The 22,145-nt window shown below is 39.7% G+C and carries 20 protein-coding genes; 6 read left to right on the plus strand and 14 right to left on the minus strand.

From position 1 onward, the window contains the following. Positions 1–10: 10 nt before the first annotated feature. Together ACH0AK_RS14245 and ACH0AK_RS14250 are read right to left on the minus strand one after the other, a co-directional pair. Positions 11–826 (minus strand): transporter substrate-binding domain-containing protein, encoded by an 816-nt coding sequence (locus tag ACH0AK_RS14245; protein WP_499797040.1) that lies wholly within the window; start codon positions 824–826, stop codon positions 11–13. A 13-nt stretch (positions 827–839) separates the two neighbouring features. Continuing rightward, positions 840–1,577, minus strand: a complete 738-nt coding sequence (locus ACH0AK_RS14250; RefSeq protein WP_010735594.1) for an amino acid ABC transporter ATP-binding protein — start codon at positions 1,575–1,577, stop codon at positions 840–842. 253 nt (positions 1,578–1,830) lie between these two features. On the opposite strand from ACH0AK_RS14250, the gene trpS reads away from it, so the two are divergent. Further along, positions 1,831–2,844, plus strand: coding sequence for a tryptophan--tRNA ligase (gene trpS, locus ACH0AK_RS14255; protein ID WP_438846490.1), 1,014 nt, complete (start codon positions 1,831–1,833; stop codon positions 2,842–2,844). 70 nt (positions 2,845–2,914) lie between these two features. On the opposite strand, the gene pheT is transcribed toward trpS, so the two are convergent. The 6 genes from pheT to ACH0AK_RS14285 form a co-directional block, all read right to left on the minus strand. Next, positions 2,915–5,335: a phenylalanine--tRNA ligase subunit beta gene (pheT, locus tag ACH0AK_RS14260; RefSeq protein WP_010735596.1), complete on the minus strand. Its 2,421-nt coding sequence runs from the start codon at positions 5,333–5,335 to the stop codon at positions 2,915–2,917. A gap of 4 nt (positions 5,336–5,339) precedes the next feature. Next, complete coding sequence (gene pheS, locus ACH0AK_RS14265; protein ID WP_499797041.1) at positions 5,340–6,383, minus strand: phenylalanine--tRNA ligase subunit alpha; 1,044 nt, start codon at positions 6,381–6,383, stop codon at positions 5,340–5,342. Positions 6,384–6,691: 308 nt separating this feature from the next. Further along, positions 6,692–7,033: a winged helix-turn-helix transcriptional regulator gene (locus tag ACH0AK_RS14270; RefSeq protein ID WP_019724054.1), complete on the minus strand. Its 342-nt coding sequence runs from the start codon at positions 7,031–7,033 to the stop codon at positions 6,692–6,694. A gap of 66 nt (positions 7,034–7,099) precedes the next feature. Next, positions 7,100–10,819, minus strand: coding sequence for a helicase-exonuclease AddAB subunit AddA (addA, locus tag ACH0AK_RS14275; RefSeq protein WP_023519560.1), 3,720 nt, complete (start codon positions 10,817–10,819; stop codon positions 7,100–7,102). Further along, positions 10,816–14,346, minus strand: a complete 3,531-nt coding sequence (locus tag ACH0AK_RS14280) for a PD-(D/E)XK nuclease family protein (protein WP_438846488.1) — start codon at positions 14,344–14,346, stop codon at positions 10,816–10,818. The genes addA and ACH0AK_RS14280 overlap by 4 nt, the downstream gene beginning before the upstream one ends. 142 nt (positions 14,347–14,488) lie before the next feature. Continuing rightward, on the minus strand, positions 14,489–15,952 hold the full coding sequence (locus ACH0AK_RS14285) for a peptide MFS transporter (RefSeq protein ID WP_010735601.1): 1,464 nt from the start codon (positions 15,950–15,952) through the stop codon (positions 14,489–14,491). 372 nt (positions 15,953–16,324) lie between these two features. On the opposite strand from ACH0AK_RS14285, the gene ACH0AK_RS14290 reads away from it, so the two are divergent. After that, positions 16,325–16,921, plus strand: a complete 597-nt coding sequence (locus tag ACH0AK_RS14290; protein WP_010735602.1) for a nitroreductase family protein — start codon at positions 16,325–16,327, stop codon at positions 16,919–16,921. 68 nt (positions 16,922–16,989) lie between these two features. On the opposite strand, the gene ACH0AK_RS14295 is transcribed toward ACH0AK_RS14290, so the two are convergent. Then, positions 16,990–17,478 carry a hypothetical protein gene (locus ACH0AK_RS14295; protein WP_010735603.1) on the minus strand — a complete coding sequence of 163 codons (489 nt, stop codon included), beginning with the start codon at positions 17,476–17,478 and terminating at the stop codon, positions 16,990–16,992. A 240-nt stretch (positions 17,479–17,718) separates the two neighbouring features. Continuing rightward, positions 17,719–17,916: a hypothetical protein gene (locus ACH0AK_RS14300; RefSeq protein WP_010735604.1), complete on the minus strand. Its 198-nt coding sequence runs from the start codon at positions 17,914–17,916 to the stop codon at positions 17,719–17,721. Between the two features lie 271 nt (positions 17,917–18,187). Between ACH0AK_RS14300 and ACH0AK_RS14305 the strand changes: the two genes are divergently transcribed. Together ACH0AK_RS14305 and ACH0AK_RS14310 are read left to right on the plus strand one after the other, a co-directional pair. Next, entirely contained in the window at positions 18,188–18,937 is a 750-nt protein-coding gene (locus ACH0AK_RS14305; protein WP_023519556.1) for a C39 family peptidase, read from the plus strand. 59 nt (positions 18,938–18,996) lie between these two features. Further along, on the plus strand, positions 18,997–19,419 hold the full coding sequence (locus ACH0AK_RS14310; protein ID WP_066026276.1) for a hypothetical protein: 423 nt from the start codon (positions 18,997–18,999) through the stop codon (positions 19,417–19,419). A 92-nt stretch (positions 19,420–19,511) separates the two neighbouring features. Here the strand turns inward: ACH0AK_RS14310 and ACH0AK_RS14315 are convergent, their stop codons facing one another. Then, positions 19,512–19,883, minus strand: coding sequence for a YxeA family protein (locus ACH0AK_RS14315; protein ID WP_010735607.1), 372 nt, complete (start codon positions 19,881–19,883; stop codon positions 19,512–19,514). A 159-nt stretch (positions 19,884–20,042) separates the two neighbouring features. On the opposite strand from ACH0AK_RS14315, the gene ACH0AK_RS14320 reads away from it, so the two are divergent. Next, a complete protein-coding gene (locus ACH0AK_RS14320; protein WP_019724087.1) occupies positions 20,043–20,228 on the plus strand; it encodes a hypothetical protein in 186 nt (61 codons plus the stop codon). Between the two features lie 163 nt (positions 20,229–20,391). Here the strand turns inward: ACH0AK_RS14320 and ykzS are convergent, their stop codons facing one another. Together ykzS and ACH0AK_RS14330 are read right to left on the minus strand one after the other, a co-directional pair. Further along, positions 20,392–20,580, minus strand: coding sequence for a protein YkzS (gene ykzS / locus ACH0AK_RS14325; protein WP_010735609.1), 189 nt, complete (start codon positions 20,578–20,580; stop codon positions 20,392–20,394). 22 nt (positions 20,581–20,602) lie between these two features. Further along, positions 20,603–20,866: a hypothetical protein gene (locus ACH0AK_RS14330; RefSeq protein ID WP_010735610.1), complete on the minus strand. Its 264-nt coding sequence runs from the start codon at positions 20,864–20,866 to the stop codon at positions 20,603–20,605. A gap of 170 nt (positions 20,867–21,036) precedes the next feature. On the opposite strand from ACH0AK_RS14330, the gene ACH0AK_RS14335 reads away from it, so the two are divergent. Next, entirely contained in the window at positions 21,037–21,291 is a 255-nt protein-coding gene (locus tag ACH0AK_RS14335) for a hypothetical protein (RefSeq protein ID WP_010735611.1), read from the plus strand. Positions 21,292–21,364: 73 nt separating this feature from the next. Here ACH0AK_RS14335 and ACH0AK_RS14340 read toward each other — a convergent pair whose 3' ends face one another. Continuing rightward, positions 21,365–21,799 carry a universal stress protein gene (locus ACH0AK_RS14340; protein WP_023519554.1) on the minus strand — a complete coding sequence of 145 codons (435 nt, stop codon included), beginning with the start codon at positions 21,797–21,799 and terminating at the stop codon, positions 21,365–21,367. Positions 21,800–22,145: the final 346 nt, after the last annotated feature.

Below are 22,145 nucleotides of genomic sequence, written 5' to 3' on the forward strand. Positions count from 1 at the left end.
TATTCCCTCCTTAATCAATTTTTCCCTGAGTCGTATCTGGGAACCATTTTTCATAAATCTTATCGTAGGTGCCGTCTTCAACCATTTCCGCTAATGCTTGGTTGACTGCATCTAAGAAATTTTCTTGTCCTTTGTTGATTGCAATACCATAAGGCTCTTTGGTAAATGTTCCACCTGCTAATTCATAGCTAGGGTTCTCCGCTGCCATTCCGAGTAAGATCGCATTGTCTGTCGTCATGGCAGCACCTTGCCCCGATTGTAAGGCAGTAAATGCTTCTGCATAGTTCTCTAACTCCAAGATCCGCGCATCAGGTGCATGTTCTCTGATGTTGGCAGCTGAAGTCGAGCCTTTTACCGCTAGAACAGTCGTTTCAGCGTTTAAATCCTCCACACTTTTGATGGGACTACCCTTTTCAACGAGCAATGATTGTCCGGCGTCAAAATAAACTGAAGAGAAATCGACTTGCTTTTTACGTTCTTCGGTAATCGTCATCGTCGCAATGATGGCATCGATATTCCCATTTTTTAATAATGGGATTCTTGTTTTAGAAGTGACTTCGACAAACTCTGCTTTTCCGTCCTCTCCTAAAATCTTCTTCGTGATTGCTTTGGCGATATCGATATCAAACCCTTGAACAGTGCGGCTTTCGATATCCATCATCCCAAACAATCGTGTATCGTATTTGACACCCCAAATGATCTCGTTCGTTTCTTTACTACGAGTCAAAATATCTTTTTCTACCAAACTGCTACCTTTACAGCCGCTCAATACTAGAAATACTAGCCCAAAAAGAAATAATAAACGAGTGAATGTTGTCTTACGCATATCGTTCCTCCTATCAATGATTGATTACTTTACTGATAAATTGTTTTGCACGTTCCTCTTTTGGATCATCGAAGAAATTGCGTACATCGCGACTATCTTCTAATACTTGTCCGTCCGCCATAAAAATAACACGGTCTGCCACTTCTTTCGCAAAGCCCATTTCGTGTGTGACCACGATCATTGACATGCCATCTCTTGCCAATTTTTTCATTACGTCCAATACATCACCGATCATCTCTGGGTCCAAGGCAGATGTTGGCTCGTCAAATAACAGCATTTCGGGATTCATCGCTAAGCCGCGAGCAATCGCTACACGCTGTTGTTGTCCACCAGATAACATGGAAGGATAGGAATCTTTTTTATCTAGCATATTGACTGTCTTTAAAAACTTTTCCGCATTTTTTACAGCAGTTGCCTCATCTTGTTTTAATACTTTGATTGGTGCCAATGTGATGTTTTCTAAAACTGTTTTATTGGGGTAAAGATTAAAATGTTGAAAGACCATTCCGACATTTTTTCTAATCTCCGTCAATTTTGTGTTTTTATCGCGAATATCGACATCATTGATCAAAAGCTTTCCTGAAGTGATTGTTTCTAAGCCGTTGATACAGCGAAGCATCGTACTTTTTCCTGATCCTGATGGACCAATGACAACGACAACTTCCCCTTTTTCAAACTCAAGATTGATGTTTTTCAACGCATGGAATTTGCCGTAATACTTTTCCACGCTATCAAATTTAATCATTGTCATAACATTACACTCCCATTATTATTTAGTAAGATTTCATTTAAAGATATATAATAGAACACATTATATCCGAAAGCGAAGCAACTTGTAAAGTTTCCAAGAAAATTCCTTTGTCCGTTTTCTTTTACCATTTGTATAAATAACGATTTCCTGACTGATTTTTTCAATGATTTTCGGTTTATCCTGTTGTTAATTCTGCAAAAAAACGGTAAGATATTAAGTATTAGTCTTAGAAATTACAAAGAGGTGTTCTTTTTTGAAAAATATTATTTTAACAGGAGACCGTCCTACTGGCAAACTACACTTAGGCCATTATGTCGGGTCTTTGAAAAAACGTGTAGAAATGCAAGCGGATGAGAACAATCAGTTGTTCGTAATGATCGCAGATATGCAAGCCTTGACTGACAATGCGAAAGACCCTGAAAAAGTGTCTTCCAATGTATTAGAAGTTGCTTTAGATTACTTATCGGTTGGTTTAGATCCTGCCAAATCAACATTGTTTATCCAGTCGCAAATCCCTGAATTAGCTGAGTTGACAATGTATTACTTAAACTTAGTAAGTATTGGTCGTGTGCGTCGTAACCCGACTGTTAAAACGGAGATCGAGCAAAAGAAATTTGGCGAAAGTGTCCCAACAGGCTTCTTTATCTACCCTGTCTCACAAGCTGCTGACATCACTGCGTTCAAAGCGAATCTAGTGCCAGTTGGTGAAGACCAAAAACCAATGTTGGAACAAACGCAAGAGATCGTCCAAAGTTTCAATCACACTTATGGAGAAGTACTAGTTGAACCGAAAGCCGTCTTCCCTCCTAAAGGAATGGGTCGTTTACCTGGGATCGATGGTAACGGAAAAATGAGTAAATCATTAGGAAATGGCATCTACATTTCTGACCCTGTGGATGTTTTACAGAAAAAAGTGATGAGTATGTATACTGATCCAAATCACATCCATGTCCAAGATCCAGGACAAGTCGAAGGCAATATGGTCTTTACGTACTTAGATGTTTTTGGTACAGACAAAGAAGCAATCGAAGAGATGAAAGCCCACTATCGTCGTGGTGGACTCGGTGACGTGAAAATCAAGCGTTACTTGATCGACGTATTAGAAGCAGAGTTCGCACCGATCCGCGCACGTCGTGAAGAATTGGCGAAGGACCCACAAGCCGTGATGGATATCTTACGTCATGGTAGTGAAGAAGCGGCTAAAGTTGCGGCAGCCACACTTTCTGAAGTGAAAGCGGCAATGGGCATCAATTATTTCAATCAGTAATCACACAAAAAAGCTGGAACAAAAATCATTGAATGATTTTTGTCCCAGTTTTTTCTTCTATTATTAAGGTTTAACGAATACTTGCATCAACTGTTTCTGTCAACGCCTTTTCAACCTTGCTCATTGCTTGGTTGATTTCTTCATCTGTCAACGTTGCTTCGGGATTTTCAAAGCTTAACGTATAGGCGACTGATTTATGCCCTGCTTCAATATTTGCTCCTTGGTAGACATCGAATAGTTCGACATTTGTCAAGAATCGGCCAGCAGCTGCTTGGATTGTGCGAACGATTTCTTGATTCGTCACTTGTTCAGCTACTAACATCGCAATGTCACGCGTCACACTTGGGAATTTTGTGACTGGTCGGAAAGTGATGCCTTTTTGTGATGCTTCCACAACTGTGGCTAAATCAAACTCTGCCACATAAGTTTCTGGAATATCGTAAGCTTTAGCAGTCATAGGATGCACTTGGCCAACAAACCCGATCATTGTTTCACCTAAATAAATGGCCGCCGTCCGACCTGGGTGAAGTTCATCGATCGTTGTCAACGCTTGATAAGTGATTTCCTCATTGATGGAAAGTTGTTCGAATACATTTTCTAATATTCCTTTTACTGTAAAGAAATCAACCGCTTGTGGCTTACTTTGCCAACTCTTCTCTTCCCATGTGCCAGACACCGCAAGAGCTACGTGAGTGACTTCTTGTGGTAGATGAGTCAATGGATCGTTTTCTTGATAGAAGACGCGACCTACTTCATAAAATGCGACATCTGAATTTTTACGTGCCGTGTTATATTGGACGTTATCCAAAAGACCACTGATCAAGTTCATACGTAAGACAGAACGGTCTTCACTCATCGGCCAATCCAAGCGAGTGATGGCTGTTTCTTTCAAAGCGAATTGACGTGATTTATCTTCCGTTGTCAGTGCATAACTAATGGCTTCAGTTAGACCACTGCCTTCAAGTAATGTACGGATCTTTCGTGTTGTCGCTTGTTCTTGTGTCAAACTACCTGCAACTGTTTCGCCGCTTGGTAACGTTGAAGGTAAACGATCATACCCATAAATACGTGCCACTTCTTCGATGATGTCTGCTTCGATCTGGATATCCCAACGTCTTGGAGGTACAACAACAGTATAAGTTTCTCCATCGAGGTGATAGCCGAATCCTAATGCTTCAAAGATCTCACTTACTTCAGCGACATTTAAGATTGTGCCAAGGTACTGGTTGATGCGCTTCAATGTGATCTGTACTTCGACTTCTTTTGCTTGATACTCAGAACCTTTGACCGCTCCTTGTAACACTTCTCCTCCTGCTAAAGCAACGATCATCGCTGCTGCAACATCGCTTGCTTCGCCGACGGTTCCTTTATTGATGCCTTTTTCAAAGCGCGCAGATGATTCACTACGTAAATTGAAACGTTTGGCTGTGCGGCGAATCAAGATGGGATCGAATAAAGCGGATTCTAACGCAACGGTTGTCGTTGTTTCCGTAATCTCTGAGTCTTGTCCACCCATTACTCCAGCTAAAGCCACTGGCACTTGTCCATTTGTGATGACCAAGTCTTCTGAAGTCAATGAACGCGTTTCGCCATCTAACGTCACGATGTTCTCTTCTTCTGCTGCATGACGCACCACGATTTCTTCTGAACCTAACTTATCATAGTCGAATGCATGTAACGGTTGACCGAACAATAATAAGATATAGTTTGTGATATCAACGACGTTATTGATTGGTCGGATTCCTTCATTCATCAAGATATTTTGTAACCATTGTGGACTCGGTTGGATCTTGACGTTTTCAATGATGCGGATTTGGTATGCTGGTACCAATTCTTCGTCTTCTACTTTTACCGCAATTTTCTCTGAAGCTTTACGTTCAACTTCTACTAACTTTTCATCATTGAATGTTGGTTTTTGGCGGTAGATCGCGCCAACTTCATATGCCACACCTCTCATTGATAATGCGTCGGCACGGTTAGGTGTGATCGATAGTTCGATGATAGCATCGTCCATATCTAGATAAGAAAAGACTGGTTCTCCATTGACCGCTTCTTGTGGCAAATAGTAGATGCCTTCTGAATATTCTTTCGGTACGACACTGTCAGAATAACCGATTTCTTGTAAGGCACAGATCATCCCATTCGAGACTTGTCCACGCATCTTGCCTTTTTTGATTTTGACATTGCCCGCAATCCGTGAATTTGGTAAAGCCACGATGACTTTGATTCCTGCTTTGACATTTGGTGCGCCACAAACGATTTGTGATAATTCTTCTTCGCCAATGTCGACTTGACAGATCGATAGATGATCCGAATCAGGATGTGGAATACATTCCTTCACTTCTCCGACAACGATTTTCTTCAAGCCTTCTTCAGGTACAGTTACACCTTCGACTTCGATTCCTGTGACTGACATTTTGTCTGCAAGTTCTTGCGGTGTCACATTTGATAAATCAACGTATTGATTCAGCCATTTATATGATACTAACATTCTTTTACTCCCCCTTGAACTGACTTAAGAAGCGCAAGTCATTTTGATAGAAATTACGAATATCGTTGACCCCATAACGTAACATTGCGACACGATCTGGGCCAAGTCCAAAAGCAAATCCGGAGTATTCTTCAGGATCGATCCCTGACATTTCCAAGACATTTGGATGAACCATACCAGCACCTAAGATCTCGATCCAACCTGTGTGTTTGCAGACGTTACAGCCTGAACCACCGCATTTGAAACAGCTGACATCGACTTCAACAGATGGTTCTGTAAATGGGAAGTAGCTTGGGCGTAAACGGATCTGGCGATCTTCACCAAACATTTTCTTCATCACGACTTCAAGTGTTCCTTTTAGATCACCCATCGTCACGTTCTTGTCGATCACCAATCCTTCGATTTGATGGAATTGATGGCTGTGTGTTGCATCATCAGTATCACGTCGGAAAACTTTTCCTGGTGAGATCATGCGTAGCGCACCTTTTGAAAAATCATGTTTTTCCATGGTACGTGCTTGCACAGGCGACGTATGCGTACGGATCAAGATTTCTTCTGAGATATAAAAAGTATCTTGCATATCACGTGCCGGATGGTCTTTTGGTAAATTCATTCGTTCAAAGTTATAGTGGTCTGACTCGACTTCATATCCTTCAACGATTTGATACCCCATACCGATAAAAATATCTTCGATTTCTTCCATGATCTGCGTCAAGATATGGCGTGTACCTTGTTTGACTGAGCTACCTGGAAGCGTTACATCGATGGTTTCTTTTTCTAATGCTTCATTCATTGCGGCGGTTTCCAAGACTGCTTTTCTTTCTTCGATTTCTTGTGTCAATAGATCACGGATCTCATTGGCAAAGCTTCCCACTTTCGGACGCTCTTCGGAACTTAGATCTTTCATTCCACGTAAGACCTCAGTAATCGGTCCTTTTTTCCCTAATGTTTCGACACGGATTTGATTTAGTTCTTTCAAATCCTGCGCCTGCTTGATCTTGACGATCGTTGCTTCTTTCAAGCTTTCGAGTTGTGCTTGTAAAGACATGCGATTTCCTCCTTTAAATTCAACTACAAAAAAGACCTCATTCCTATCAAGGAACGAGGTCTTCGCGTTACCATCCTAATTTACGATCCCAACGAGATCGTACACTCATTTTAATAACGACAGACATACTGCCGGTCTGAAAAATCTCTCAGACGAACTCGGAAAGTGAACTTCATTTTTCAAACACAGAATCTGCTTTCAGTCCATGACAGATCTCCCTATACTGGTTTAGCCAAACTACTCTTTTTCGTCAACATTCTTTTTGTCTATTCAACTAAAAACTAGTGTACAAGATTTTTGATGCAAAATCAACTGCATTCTTCGGGTGTGACCCATTTCTCACTCCAAAGCTGCAACTGGACCATCGCTTTTTGTAGATCTGCCCCTTTTTCTGTCAGCATATATTCTGAACGACTGGATTCATTACACGAAAAATTACGGGTAACGATCTTTTCTTTTTCAAGCTCTTTTAATCGTTCGACCAAGACACGGTCACTGACCATCGGGATTTTTGCAGAGAGATCAACAAAGCGCTGCGGACCATTTTCGAGTAATACATCGATAATCAATCCATTCCATTTTTTCCCTAAAATCGAGAATGTTTTTTCAAATTTGGGACACAGAATGAATTCTGTCTGTGTTAGCTCCATCTTACTCACCTCTTTTCATGAGTATAGCATATTACTTACAAAGTGTAAGTCCAGTTTGCTCACTTCTTATTCTTTATTAAGATTTATTATTTTCTTCGCCTGTAACAAAACCAAAAAGACATCTTGAACGGGTTTATTCAACGCTTCACTCAATGCCCGTTGGTATAAGTTCAATTGCCCGCGGTATTTGCTGATGACCTTAGTGATTTCCTCTGGGTTTTCAGGATGTAAAATAAAATCAGTCTTGAAATCATAAAGCTGCACATACTCCCCCAAATCAAGATATCCATCGACGATCCCATGGATCAATAATTCATCGTCTTCATTCGGGTAGTGATCGAATACCTTTTCTGCTTGTAGAAGCATTGAAAATGGTTGTTCGCGTTTCACTTTTTCTGGATGTTCGATCAGTGATCGGCCAAGGGTAGATTCATAAAACCATAAGATGGAATCAATTGGCACACGTTTCGCTACTTGTTCATCGACTAAACGTTTTTTGACGAGGGTCGTCAGTTCTTTTTCGATGCTTTCTTTCGTCAACTGTTCCAATGGTAGGACTTGTAACAGAAAATGTGTTGCTGTCCCAACAGCTGTGGCAGAAACTTTGCGCTCTTTTTGTACAAAGCGTGGTTCAGCTAATTGGTCTTGCGTATACCTGAAAGGCTGAGCAAAGGCTTTTTTATCACTGCTTTCCCAAGTCAAACGTGCCTCTGGAGAGTCGTCTGGATCTTCAAACAACCGTTTGATCTCAGAAACTGATTGATAACTCGTTGTTTGTGCAGAAGCCTCATAAGGATAACTGAAGGCTAAACGTGCTTGTAGTTCAGTCGTTAATGGGGTTAGATCTCCTTTTTGCTCTTCTGCTTGCTCTCCTTTGACTGTCAATGCTTGGCGTTGGGTTAAAATCTCTTGTTGATCCATCCAGGTGATCGTAAAATCTCCCGGTGAATTTTTCAGTTGTGGTAAAGGCGTGACTTCTGGAAAATATTCGGTCATTTTAGGATGACGGATCAAGCTGTAACCGATCCAATTCATCAAGCTACTCGAACTTTTCAGGCGAATCACAGGATCTAACACTACATCCGTTTGCTCACTTGCTTCTGACCAGGCTTTGAACGTGTCTTCTTTGCTTTTGTACGAACCAACAATAAACAATTTTTGCTCTGCTCTAGTCAGTCCTACGTATAATTTACGCATTTCTTCGGAAAGCAATTTCTTCTGTTTGGCTAATTTGATGGCTTGATAAGGCAATGTATCAAACAAGACCCGCGTGTCTGGCTCCATGTAGCGCACGCCCGCACCTAGTTTTTCTTCGAAGGCATAACGGTTTTTCAAGTCTTGCAGATTGAATTGCTTCGTCATATCTAATAAGAAAACGATGGGGAACTCTAATCCTTTACTTGCATGGATAGTCATGACACGAACGGCATTGTCACTAGAAGCAATCACTGGTTCCGCCAAGTCTTTGTCTTTCTCCTGCATTTTCTCAATAAATCGTACAAACTGATAGAGACCACGAAACGAGCTTTGTTCATAAGCTTTGGCACGATCCACTAACGCATACAGATTCGCTTGACGTTGTGCACCAGCTGGCAACCCAACGACATATTCTAAATACCCTGTTTGGTAATAGATTTCCCATAATAAGTCCGTGATCGAAGAACGCCGCGCTAACTCTCGCCATTGTTCCAGTTGCTCATTGAAATGAAGCAATTTAGCCGCTAATTCATCTTGGTTATTATTTTGATAAGCTAAGACTGCATCATAGTAAGTATGCGCCTTACCGGCTAATCGGATACGTGCTAACTCTGGTTCGATCAAGCCCACGACTGGTGAACGTAACACTGAAGCTAATGGGATATCCTGATAAGGGTTGTCAATCAATTGGAGCAATGAAATCATGATCCTGATTTCTGTCGCTTGGAAATAATTTTGGGCATCATTGAGTTCCAACGGAATATCAAACGTTTTGAATACTTCTAAAATCGTCAAATTATTTTTCTTCGTTGGTGTCAATAACACGATATCTTTGAATTCGATCGGGCGCTCTTCTTGACTTTTTTTGTCGTAGATCATGAATTTTGAATCGATCAATTCACGGATTTTCAAACCAGTCATCAAGAGTTCCCCTTCTGTTTTGTCTTCCAACATATCGTCCATCGGCAACTCGCTTTCTGTCGTTTCTTGTTCCTTTTCATAGATCAAGACTTCTGGTGCAAATCGTTCATTTTCTGGAAACCCAGAAAAACCTAGAACCAGCCGAGCCGCTTCATCATAAGCGATTTGTCCAACTGTTGGGTCCATCAACTGCTCAAAAATCAAGTTGGTAAACGCTAAGACTTCCTGCCTTGAACGGAAATTCTCAGCTAAGACGATTCGTCGTCCCCCTTTTTCTTCCGAGAATTTCTCATATTTATTGATAAATAGAGTTGGATCTGCTAAACGAAAGGAGTAAATCGACTGTTTGACATCTCCCACCATAAAGAGATTGCCTCTCTCTTCATCTGGCTCTCTGACCCAATAGAGCAATTCTTCTTGCAATTGATTGACATCTTGGTACTCGTCGACCATGACTTCTTTAAACTTTCTGCGATAATAAACCGATGCTTCGCTTGGTAGCCACTCTTCCTCTGTTTGTTTCGTCAATATTTGTAACGCCAAGTGTTCCAGATCATTGAAATCTAGTACGCCTTTTTCACGTTTGCGCGCACTGAAGCCTTCCATGAAAAGCTTAGTGACTTCGGTCATTTGTTCCACGAGGGGGAACGCTTTTTGACTCAACTCTTCAATTTGTGCAGGTGAAACCGGGAAGTAGTTTTTGCCAATTTGTTGTAAGATTTTTTTGGCACGGTCTCTCAAGGTTTTTACTTCAGCAGAACGCTCTTTCAACTCTGCTTTCCGACTACTTTTGAAGGTCGAAAACGTCAGGTTTTCTAAAGCTTGGTAAGCTTCGTCCAACTCATCACTCAGGAAACGTTCATAGATTTGTTGGATACTCGCTTGTTCTTGTGAGACTTGATCAAACATTTTTTCAAGTCCTTCTTCTTGTGCCAAAACGACCATTTCTTCGTATAGCTGCGTACAATGAAGTAAATCAGCCAAGACGAGCGGTCGGATCTGTTCTTGGTACAATGCAGAAGCTGCTAATCCCTCTTCTAGCCGATATGCTTCTGGTAAACGATTCAACCAAGCCAACGGATCAGGGTTCGCTCTGGCAAAATCATAGAGAGAAAACACGAGGTTAGTCAAACCATCGTCTGAGCGATCATTTGAAAAGTTCATCGTCAGCTGAAAAAAAGCTTCGCGATTTTCTGCATAAAGTTGTTCTCTGATCTCATCCCAGACATCTTCTTTCATCAAGATCGTTTCCGTTTCATCCGTCAACATCCGAAAGACTGGATCGATATCGATCAAATAGTAATATTTACGGATCACCGTTAAACAAAACGCATGGAGTGTCGAGATATTGGCGGTGGGTAGTAAAACGAGCTGTTTCGTAAAATGTTTTTGCCAGACCGGATCACTTTCACTATTCACTGCTTCTTGCAAGGCTACTTGGATCCGTTCCTTCATTTCTCTTGCTGCCGCTTCTGTAAACGTCACGATCAGCAACTCGTCGATATTGACACCCATTTTTAACTTTTCGATCACTCGGCGGACTAACACAGTCGTCTTACCTGAGCCAGCGGAAGCCGAAACAAGTAGGTTGTCGCCTTGGTCAAAAATCGCTTGCCATTGTTCATCGGTAAAACGTTCATTTTCCGGTTTTAAAGGAATTGATGTCACTCGTCTTCACTCCTTTTTAGTATTCTGCGCAATGCTTCATCTTTATCCAGTTTTTCTAAACGATGATAATTATTTTCTTTGAGCATGACATCAAACGTACAAATACTTCTGAACGGACAATGCTCACAAGCAATCCGTTGTTTGTCTTTGTAAGCGGGATTCAGTTTGATCTCCCCTGAGGTGATCGCTTCCCCAGCTAAACGCATATTCTCACGATTATGGTTCATGAATAATTGAAGTTCTTCTTCTGTATAGAATTTCTCTTTACTATAACTGCCCTTTTGCAACTCGTCTTTGGCGTTTTTCTTCACCGGATAGATCAACGAACTTTCTTTTGCTTCCAATGAATGATCGAGCACTTCTAACAGACCAGGATCATCGACAAAAACACCGTCATAGCTGAATTTCTTCAAGGTATTCTTCTCGACGTCTGTCGTATCCGTCAAGACTGGATTATGCACATGCAAGTAATAAGAGCCTGCTGGTTTGACTGCAGCTTTCCCAGTCAATCGTACAGCATCCATCAATGCCACATCAAGATATGTCAATAGTTGCATCGCCATGCCGTAGTAAGCTTCAGTCACATCAAACGAACGACCACTTGATTTATAATCGACTACACTTAACCATGTATCACTTTGTTCAGTTGCCACATCGATGCGATCGATTTTTCCGCGAACGTGGAGTTTTCCGCCTTTGTCTAAAGGTATTTCCAAACCTGGTATCCCTCGTGCACCAGCGATCTGACCAAATAAAATCTCGGTCTGTAATGGCTTCATGCCCGTATTCTTGCTTTGTTTTTGTAACGCCCAAGCCACTTTTTGGATCGTTTGCCCTAATTGGTAACGAATATAGTTCATGCGGGCAGAGCTATCTAAAATCTCAAAGCGTAATTCACCAAATACTTCCTGTAAGACTTTTTCAGTAAATTTTTGTCGTTCCTTCTCCGACATCGCCACAAGTGACAGTTGATTCGAGAACAGCAATTTGAAGAAGCGATCCAATGATTCATGATAAAAGTCTCCAGTGGCAGCTGGTGTCAGTCCATAGATATTACGTTCTTTCAGCTTCAAACCAAACTGGACAAAGTATTTATATTCACAGTTATAAAAGTTTTCCATGCGTGAGATCGACGTATAGATTTCTTTGCCATAAAGAGCTTCTGCCATTTCTTCTGATAAGGAAACTGGTACATTTAGATGATCTTGACTTTCAAAAATCGTCAATGCAAAATTTCGTTGATCCGAACGCAGAACTAACTCTTTTAGTTGTTGCCAATAAAGTGGTACTGCTTGTTTGGCTTCTTTCGCTAAACGATAGACCCGATTGATCGTATTGATCCCACTACGGTAAGTGCCAACGTAACAATCTGGCTTACTCGTCAATTGCAACTGGCATTTTGGCTCGACTGGAACACCTAGATAGTCAACGACTCGTTTCAAATACGGAGACATTTTTAACCGATTGGTATCATAGCTCTGCGCGTAGCTCAAGTACAAACGTTCCGTTCCCGAAACAAACACTAAATACGCTTGGAAAGGTTCGAAAGACATACTTTCTTTTGCTGGATCGAATAAAAACTGATCCTCGCCTAACCCTTGATTCAACGCTTCACGTTCTTCACTCGATAATAAACCTTTAGTTTCATGGCGATCTGGAAACACTTGGTCATTCAAGCCGACCGCAAATGTTACTTTTGCTTGATTGGCACGTACAAGTTCCAACCGGTTGATCCTCACCTGATCGATTGCTGTAGGGATCTTCCCATAGCTGAGATTTTCTAGACCACTCGTGATGATCTCTTGAAATAATGACCAATCGAATGCTGTTTCTCCGTAGATCAATGAATACTCGTCCAGAAGATCCATCAAAGCACCCCAAGTTTGTTCATGGTTTCTAGCCGCAGCTAACCCGCCACGCGCCACTTCTTGGTCTCGCCAAAAAAGCAATTGTTGTTGTACGCCGCTTTCGATCAAGAAGCGATAAAACAAAGTGACTGCTTCTTGCCCTGTTTGGCATTTTTTGATGTTCTTCAAAAACACCGGCACCATGTCGCGAAAAAGTCTCCTGATCGTATTTGATTGCTCTTCTAGTTGTTTGACGTCTTCTAGCTGTTCTGCTTCAAAATCATAGGCAACAAATTGCCAATCTTTTTCGCGAAGCCAATACTTCCCTTGGTAGTTGTACGCTAGTGCTACGTTTTCCGTGATATCTAAATTCGTGCGGAATTGATTTCTAGTAGCTTCCCAAGTAGCCAGATCGAGCTCTTCATCTGTCCGACCGATCGTCAACTCCGTCTTGAAGAAACGCATGATGTCGTTTAGGCGATATTGATAACGATCCAAAGCAAACAAACTGTTGATCCATTCGATCAATGGATGGTTTTCCATCAGTTGCTCTTCATCCAGATAAAAAGGGATCGCCATCTCTTGGAAAATTGGTCGCAATAAATTGCCATACAGTGTCATATCCTTCGTCAACACTTGGATATCTCGATAGCGAAATCCTTCTTGACTGACCAAACGACGGATCTCCACCGCTAATTGGCGAACTTCTTCCGTTGGATTCTCTGCCTCCCACAGATGTAATGTCTCTTGCGCGCCAAGTTTCACAGGTTGGCTTTTCTGCTGGCTAGATGTTTCTTCCCACATTTGTTGTAATGTTTGAAGTTCGTTTTGGTGTTCTCGATTCGGTGCATAATGATCGACAGCCACAGGAACATTCAATTCTCTTGCTGCGTTGAGAAGTTGGAAATAGATCTTTCCTGTATTGAAGAACAAGGTCAACGGATCGGGTAGATCAGATTTGTAGGGACGATCCAATAGCAAATCGACCACTAGATGTCCTTTTTCCATCATTTTTTGCAGCAACTGGTATTCTTGGGCATTGATCCGGGCAAAACCACTCACTAAGAACTTGATCTTATGATAATCCTGCGTCGCCATATAATTCGCTAACACCGTCAGCGCATCTTCAGATTGTAGGGCGCGTTGGACTAATTCTTCTTCAAATGCAGAGAAAATCAGTTGTAGATCCTTCATTTTCAATTGTCGGTCTTCTTCTTTTGGAGATTCTCCTGTCACAGAAGTTAACAGATCAACAGGGGAAATTTTTCCGACTTGTAGTTCGCTATATAGCTCTTGTAACTGACGGATAAACCCTTTTTTGCGGATTTCTCCTCGAAATATCGTCAGTTCTTCTTGTTTTTTTTCTAAAATTTGGCGGAGGATCATCGCTGAACCAGATTCGGTCAATTCACTACCTGTCAGCAACGTAGTTTGTTGCAATAAGTACCAAGCCAAACGATAGAAACTGAATACTTGCATGTTGGTTGTGCTAAATGAGCTTTTTCCGCTTTTTTTACGCATCTCAGCGAGTAATTCTTGCTCTTGTTCAAATTTATTATAGTTAGGTACAAGGAAAAATACTTGATTTTCTTCATCTTTGTCAAGCCAAGCGGCGGCTTCATCGATCAGTGCTTTGCGGTGGTCTTTTTGACCATTCCCTAAGATAAATTGTAACGACACCTTATTGCCTCCTTTTCCTGGTTGATATACCTCTTCATTATAACAAAGATAGCTGAACATTTGTTCTATTATCGTTTAAATTTTGGAAATAAAAAAGCCGGAGCAGGACGACTGTCCTCTCCGACAAATGATGTAGATCCAATCAGTGGATCGACCCCATTAATTTTTTGATTGGCTCTTTGATTGCAAATAAAATCACTGCACCGACGATTGCAACGACGCCGATAATACCAAAGTAGGCAGATTCAGTACCTGGTGTATAGAACCGTGCGATTTGTGCATTGATGGCTTGGGAAGAAGCATCTGCTAAGAACCAGATCGCAATCGTTTGCGATTCGAAGGCTCTAGGCGCCAATTTCGTCGTCACTGATAGGCCGACAGGTGATAAGCAAAGTTCAGCAATCACGATGATGAAAAAGCTACCGATCAGCCAAAGTGGGCTGACTTTTCCAGCTGTTCCATATAACATTCCTGGCAACATCAGTAATAGGTAAGACAATCCGGCAAATAACAACCCTAGAGAGAATTTCACTACAGTTGATGGTTGACGTTTACCTAAACGAGTCCATAAAGTAACGAACACAGGTGTCAAAATAAAGATGAAGATCGGGTTCAATGATTGATACCAACTTGCTTGGATCGGAACACCCATCAAGGTCGATTGTGTTCGTTCACTTGCAAATAGGGCAAGGATCGATGACCCTTGTTCTTGCAATGACCAAAAGATGATTGCTGCTAAGAATAATGGGATATATGCCCATACACGTGGTTTTTCTTCCACTGAAACATCTTTTGAAGTCAACATTTTGATAAAGTAATAGAGTGGTAAAACGATTCCTAAGACACTGATCGTATTAACAAAGAAATCGATCGTCAAATGTCCAGTCAGTTGCGCTCCACCAAAAATAATAGCAAATACGATCAAAGCGATCACAACATTACGGATAAATCCTTTACGTTCGCCTTGTGTCAAAGGATTTGGAGGTGTCATACCCACTCCATCCAATGTCTTACGTCCTTGGATCACATATTGCAATAACCCGAAGAACATACCGATAGCGGCTAATGAGAAACCTAAATGGTAGTTATACTCTTGACCAATCGTACCGACGATCAACGGCGCGAGCAATGCGCCTAAATTGACACCCATATAAAAGATCGAAAATCCTGCATCTCTTCGTAAATCGGTTTTCGTATATAAATGCCCGACCATTCCCGAAACGTTTGGTTTTAAGAAAGCTGTACCGATGATGATCAACGCCATCGAGATAAATAAAGTAGAGACACCAAACGGCAATGCCAAAACAACATGACCGATCATGATGAAGACCCCACCAATAAAGACGGTTTTTTTTGCTCCTAACACACGATCAGAAAACCAGCCGCCTACGATACTCGACATATAAATCAACGAACCATAGATCGACATGATCGACAACGCTGTGGCACGAGGTAAACCAAGGCCTCCATTTGCTACCGTGTCGTACATATAATAGATCAGTAAGGCACGCATACCATAATAACTGAATCGTTCCCACATCTCTGTGAAGAACAATGTAGACAATCCCTTCGGCTGACCGAAGAACCCTTTGTCTTGTTTTTCCATATTCCCATACCCCAATTCTTTTAATTTTCAGAAAATAATACACATATTTACCGAAAATCCGTGTAAAAATATTTATTTAAGAAATATATACTTATTTTCTATAAATACAACAAAAATTTAATGGGAAAACAATAAGAAAAAACATAGGTTATTTTTAATAATTATATAGTCTACTTTATGTCATAAAGCTTAAATGTCGGTATATTCAGTATGTAAACGGTATCGTAACGAATTTTTTATGTAAAAAAACATCTTTTTTCTATTCGTACATTTTGTTAAGCGTTTTGTTTTACTTACTTTTTGTAAGGTGATATACTTCGTTTTGTCATCAAGAAAAAAACGCAGAAAAGCGAATTAAAGGAGAACTAATCTATGACTGAATTTACAAATATCTTAAAAAACCGCCGTTCGATCTATGATCTAGGCCGTAACGTATCACAATCAAATGAAGAATTAACAACATTGATCCAAGAAGCAATCAAAGAAAGCCCTACTGCTTTCAATGCGCAATCAACACGTGCAGTAATCTTATTTGGCGATGCACATGAAAAATTATGGGAAATGACAGAAGAAGCTTTACGTCCACTGACACCTGCTGATGCTTTCCCAAATACTCAAAACAAATTAGCTAGTTTCAAAAAAGGTTATGGTACTGTCTTATTCTTCAAAGACACAGATGTGATCAAAAACTTGCAAGAGCAATTTGCATTATATGCAGATAACTTCCCTGATTGGTCAGAACAATCAAATGGTATTGCTACAGCCAATACTTGGGTGGCATTAAGCGAAGAAGGTTTAGGTGCAAACCTACAACATTACAATCCAGTGATCGATGAAGCTGTCGCAAAAGAATGGTCGATTCCTGCAAACTGGAAATTACGTGCACAATTAGTCTTTGGTTCACCTGAATCTCCAGCTGGCGAAAAAGAATATATGAACGATGCTGATCGTTTCCGCGTGTTTGGCTAATTCTACTAATACAAAAAGACAGCTCCTTCTACTAAAAGAAGGAGCTGTCTTTTTGTCATTTCAATGGATCATTCATCCTCATGCTCGATCATGATATCAAGTTCTGCATCATCATTTAAGTGTTTTGCTAAAAAAGGAATCAATTCTTCTAATGAGACAGAAAATTTCAATAACGGACCACGCCAACCGTTCCGGAAAAAATTCATTTTGACTTCTTTCGAATCTTTTGGTTGGTAAAGAACGACTTTGTTGATTTCAGAATATGGCACTCCACGATGGTCAAAGCTGTTCAAAACTAGCCCATCTGTAGTAAGTCCTCGACTATCTAACAAGAAACTCAATAACACAAGAGAAGCCAAGACGCCTTTCACTAACTCATCAGTGGTTGGTTGACTGACCAATGTATACCATAAAACCAGTAAAGCAAGGAACGGAACAACTAAATAGACCCAGCGATTCCGAACCGTTTTATAAACGATCTCTCGTCGTACAAGCCATAGAAATAAGCACATGACGATGACAAATAAAAAAAGAACTATTGTAAAAAAGGAAACCATCTTATCGATCCACACCTTTATTTTCAACTCTTGAAACTAGAAAATCAAAGGGGTAAATCATATCCCCTCTAACTGAACAAACGGTATTCAAGGAGCAGTACTTCGGTCATAAGCCAAAAAACTCAAAAATGAAATAGGCGTTTTCGTTTTTTCTATCTTATGCCTTAGTGTTCAATGCTCGTTTCATAACCTTAAAAGGACCTGCAACATGATCATTCGATGTTGCATGTCCATATCTTCTTATTCAAATGTATCATATTTAGCTACTACCATGCTAGCTTTTTCTTCTAATAATTCTTGATCTTCTATAGCGCATTGGGCAACTTTGACTACGGCGCAATTCGTCATTTTTGAAACAACTTCTCCAACAACTGATTTGGTAAAACCAATGGGCCTACATGAATATTGTTCTCCTAAATTAATCATTTCTTCCGTCATCAAAATCCTCCTAAACTACTCAAACAGTTTGCCACAGAAAATCATTTCGTTTTATCTGTGTGTTTCGTTAGTGGTGATTTGATCAAACTCTTATTTGATCTATCCGCATTATAGCGTACTGTTTTCGTTTTCACAAATTTTAACAGCTAAACATAATAAAAAAATCGTTTTTTGGACTGTTTTTCCTTGTTTTTTACATTTGATCAGGCAGATTCATGTAGTTTTTTTTAGAAAAACAATTATAATAGAAAGAAGTTTGGGGGAGTCTTTCATGTCAAAACAAAAAAGTAAAAAACGATTACTACTAGGCGGGGCAGTGCTAGTGTTGATTTCAGGCGTCTTTTACTTTACAAATAAACAATTAGAAGATAAAAAATCAATAACGGAGGAAAACATAGAGCAGACAATCAAAACCGAAGAAAAACAAGTACTACTCGACGTACCTCTTGAAAATCAATTCGATGAACCTGCACTAGAGAATGGCTGTGAAGTAACCGCCTTATCGATGTTGTTGCGCTTCTATGGCTACGAAACTACCAAGAATCAATTAGCCGAACAATTAAATTATGTCCCCGTTTTCAATGCTGATGGCACTCATGGCGATCCAAATGAAGGGTTCGTTGGTGAGATTTGGGGCGGTGACTGGGCAATGGGTGTCTATGTTCCACCAATCGCTACGTTAGCCCAAGAAATCCTGCAAACCGCTTATCATACCAAACCGCAAACGGATGCAAGCTTGACTGACATCAAAAATGCACTAAAAGAAGAAAAACCTGTATGGGCTTCTGTCACGATCGATTTTCAAGTGCCGACAGAAAATGATTTCATGACTTGGACGACTGCAAACGGTGAAGTACAAGTCACGCCATTAGTCCATGCCTGTGTTGTAACTGGCTACGATGATCAATCAATCTATGTCAATGATCCTTATGGCATAAAAAATCGTGCGGTACCAATCGATGACTTTGAGCAAGTATTTACTGCCATGGGCGGACAAATGCTTACTTTAGAAAAGAACTAGTATTTCCTAGAAAAATAGCTTATACTCAAGCTAACAACGCATGGAAGGAGCAAGAATCTGTGGAACGATTTATTCATAAAAAGGCGGATCCAAATGAAATCCCAATCATCTTCGTCCGTGATACTGCTGGTAATATCCAAAAAAAAGTGTCAGTCAATGAATGGACGAACCGATACAGCCCTGCTTCCCTCGATTTACTTGAAATCAAACTTTATCGACAAGCATTGGCTTATTATTCTGAGCAAGACTACGAGAAAGCCATTGATTTGTTGAAATTTTTGATCATTCAAACTGGCTATACTCATTTTGAGTACATCGAACGTCTAGCCACCATCTATCGTAAAATCCATGCAGAAGCACTTGAATATCAGTTGCTCTCTTCTGTCTTAGCATCCGCTGAGATCATCGGCTTGCCTGCTGGTTTGATCAAAAAACTGGAACGGCGGATCGATCAATTGAAATTGAGCATGGCGAGAAAATAAAATAAACCTAAGAACGAATGATTAAGTTATTAATCAATTATTCTTAGGCTTATTTTTTAATTCAACATTTAGTTTACATAATAAAAATAAAATCAACCAATTATAGCTAATGCTTCTTTAGGTACCTCTTCTTTGGGAATTTCTTCGTATGTTTCTACATGAGCGCCTTTATTCGTCAATCTCAAGTAACGGTCTTTTTTTAAAACAGATAACCCATTAAATTCAATCTCGCGTTCGTTGCCATTTGCATCAACTGCCTTTTGGATATATTTTGCTGTCCCAAACGAATTGACTTCATCAGGCTGTTTTGTTTTGACATACACTTCTCCCTTAGTGACTAACGGATTCAATTGGTCTATAACTGCTGGTAATTCTCCAGTAGCGTCTTGGGTATAAAACTTCAAGCCAAATAACGCCAACCCACTAAATACAACGGCACCTACTAATACTTTGATTACTTTCATTTTTCTACCTCCTCTTTACTCTTTGAGTATAGCTTGTAAAAAAATCACATTCATCCGTCTCTAGATCGAGTTTTTTATCGGACTTTAGCACAGAAGTTATTTTTACAAAATTTCATAGATTTTTGCTATTATATTAGGAAAGAAAGGATGTGTTTCATTATGAATAAAGAAGAAATACTTCAGAAAATTAAAGATCTGGTCCAAAGTGGCAATTTCACTGAAGCCAAAACATTTTTCGAAGAGCATAAAGAACAACTAGGTCCTTACAAAGAAAAAGCCCAAGAATTTCTCCAAAATGTCGATTTTCAAGGAATAACGGATAAATTCAAAAATCTATTCAAATAAAATTTATATTTTCATAGGGATGATCGGAGCGAGTCTGTCATGATCTAGAAACAAAAAAATCCTCAACAATCAAGGATTGTCGGGGATTTTTTGTTAGGATTTCTTGTGTTTCAAAAATAAGCGATTGATCTCCAAATCGCCACACTTCTATCAAAACCTACTTTTAATACAATCTTGATGGGTCATAGTGGTACGTCACATTACCATTCAGTTCGGCCTTTCCAACAACAAACTTGCGATTCTCAATTTTTAACCACGCTTCACGAAAAGCCATGACTTCCTCACGTTTGACCTCTATTTTTTGGATTTTTCCATCCATCAACTCTTGGATCATTTGTTCATAGGGATTCATCTTTGATTGCCTCCAGCTTATTTCAATATTCAGTGAAGATCGGTGCATGTATTTCTTTCGTATCTAAATCTTTTCGCACGTTCACTTTCGTATAAATCACTTTTTCAACTGGAATACTGTAGTAACTTTCGTCTCCATCATTAAATTGATGGACATCCGTTTTTGATAAAATACCATCGATTTTGTTCATTAACACTCGCGGTTCCACACTATTACTAACAATATAATAGCAAATACGGATATTGTTTACTAAATGTAGATCAACTTCTAATATCACTTGGTCCATGAAATACTACACCCTTTCTTTAAAAGAATTATAACAATAAGTACATCAAGAATCAAAAAAACAACTTTATTTAAAAAACAAGAAATTTTATAACATATCCTCTTGTGCACAAACATACAAAGTGTTATTTTTAATTATAGATTTCTTTTTTCCTTGGAGGCGTATATTATATGGACACTTTGGGACAATTGGTTTTTTATGTTCCTTTTTTTCTAATGACAACTTTAGCAATCTACTACACGAAATGGACGAAGCGTAAATTTTCCGTATTGCTGACACTTTTACCAGTCGCTTATTTTTCCCACAAAATATTTTCCCTTCGGCATTGGGAACCCACCCCAAAACTACTTTCACATGAATTAGGGTTGATTATTTCATTAACGATATTGATCTTATGGATTTATTACCTTTACAAACATCCTTAGTTAGCAGTACTACTCTTCACGAACAAAAAAGCCACGTTGGAAATCAGCAACGTAGCTTATCAGGAATCGGCATCTATTTAACGACCAACACATTACAAGGCGCATGAGTCACCACATAAGAAGCTGTCGACCCTACTAACGCTTGTTGGATCGAGCCTTTACCTGTTGCCCCCATCACGATAAGATCAATTGACTCTTGTTTTGGTAAGACAGTGGCGATCAATGTTCTTGGATCACCGGTCTCCACAATTGCATGAATTGTTTCAATCCCGAATTCTTTGGCATCATTGATTCTCTTCAATAGTTCCACTTCTGTTTTTTGTTTTTCTTCTGCATAGATTTTTGAGAACGCATAGGCACTATGTGTCAAATCGATTTTATTGATAATTGAAACGATCAATAATTCTGCTTGGTTATCTCTCGCTAATTCTAAAGCCTCGCCAAATGCTTTCTCTGCTTTTTCCGAACCATCAATCGCTACCATTATTTTTTTATACATATTCGTCATCCATCCCATCTCCTTGTTTCTTTTATTCTATCACTTCGTATAAATTTTATAAAAAATTCACTTTTTTCTCGGCTTTTCAAACTAAAATTGAGCATTTTCTATTTTTTTATTTTGAATCTTTCTAATAAAAAACAAATGTCAGAAGCGCACAATTCTTCATTTATGATGTTTTTCTAATTAAAACGCACATTATTTAAACACATTCTTGTTACAAAAAAGGAGCATTTGTCACAAACTGTTACGTATCTTTCACCTATGAAATATAATCCCATGGTAAAGTATTACTCGTTAGCGAAAACAGCTAATCAAAATAACTTTTTAAAATACGAAGGAGATCTTTCATGAA

The sequence above is a fragment of the Enterococcus pernyi genome, assembly GCF_045371165.1.
Taxonomy (GTDB): Bacteria; Bacillota; Bacilli; order Lactobacillales; family Enterococcaceae; genus Enterococcus_B; species Enterococcus_B pernyi.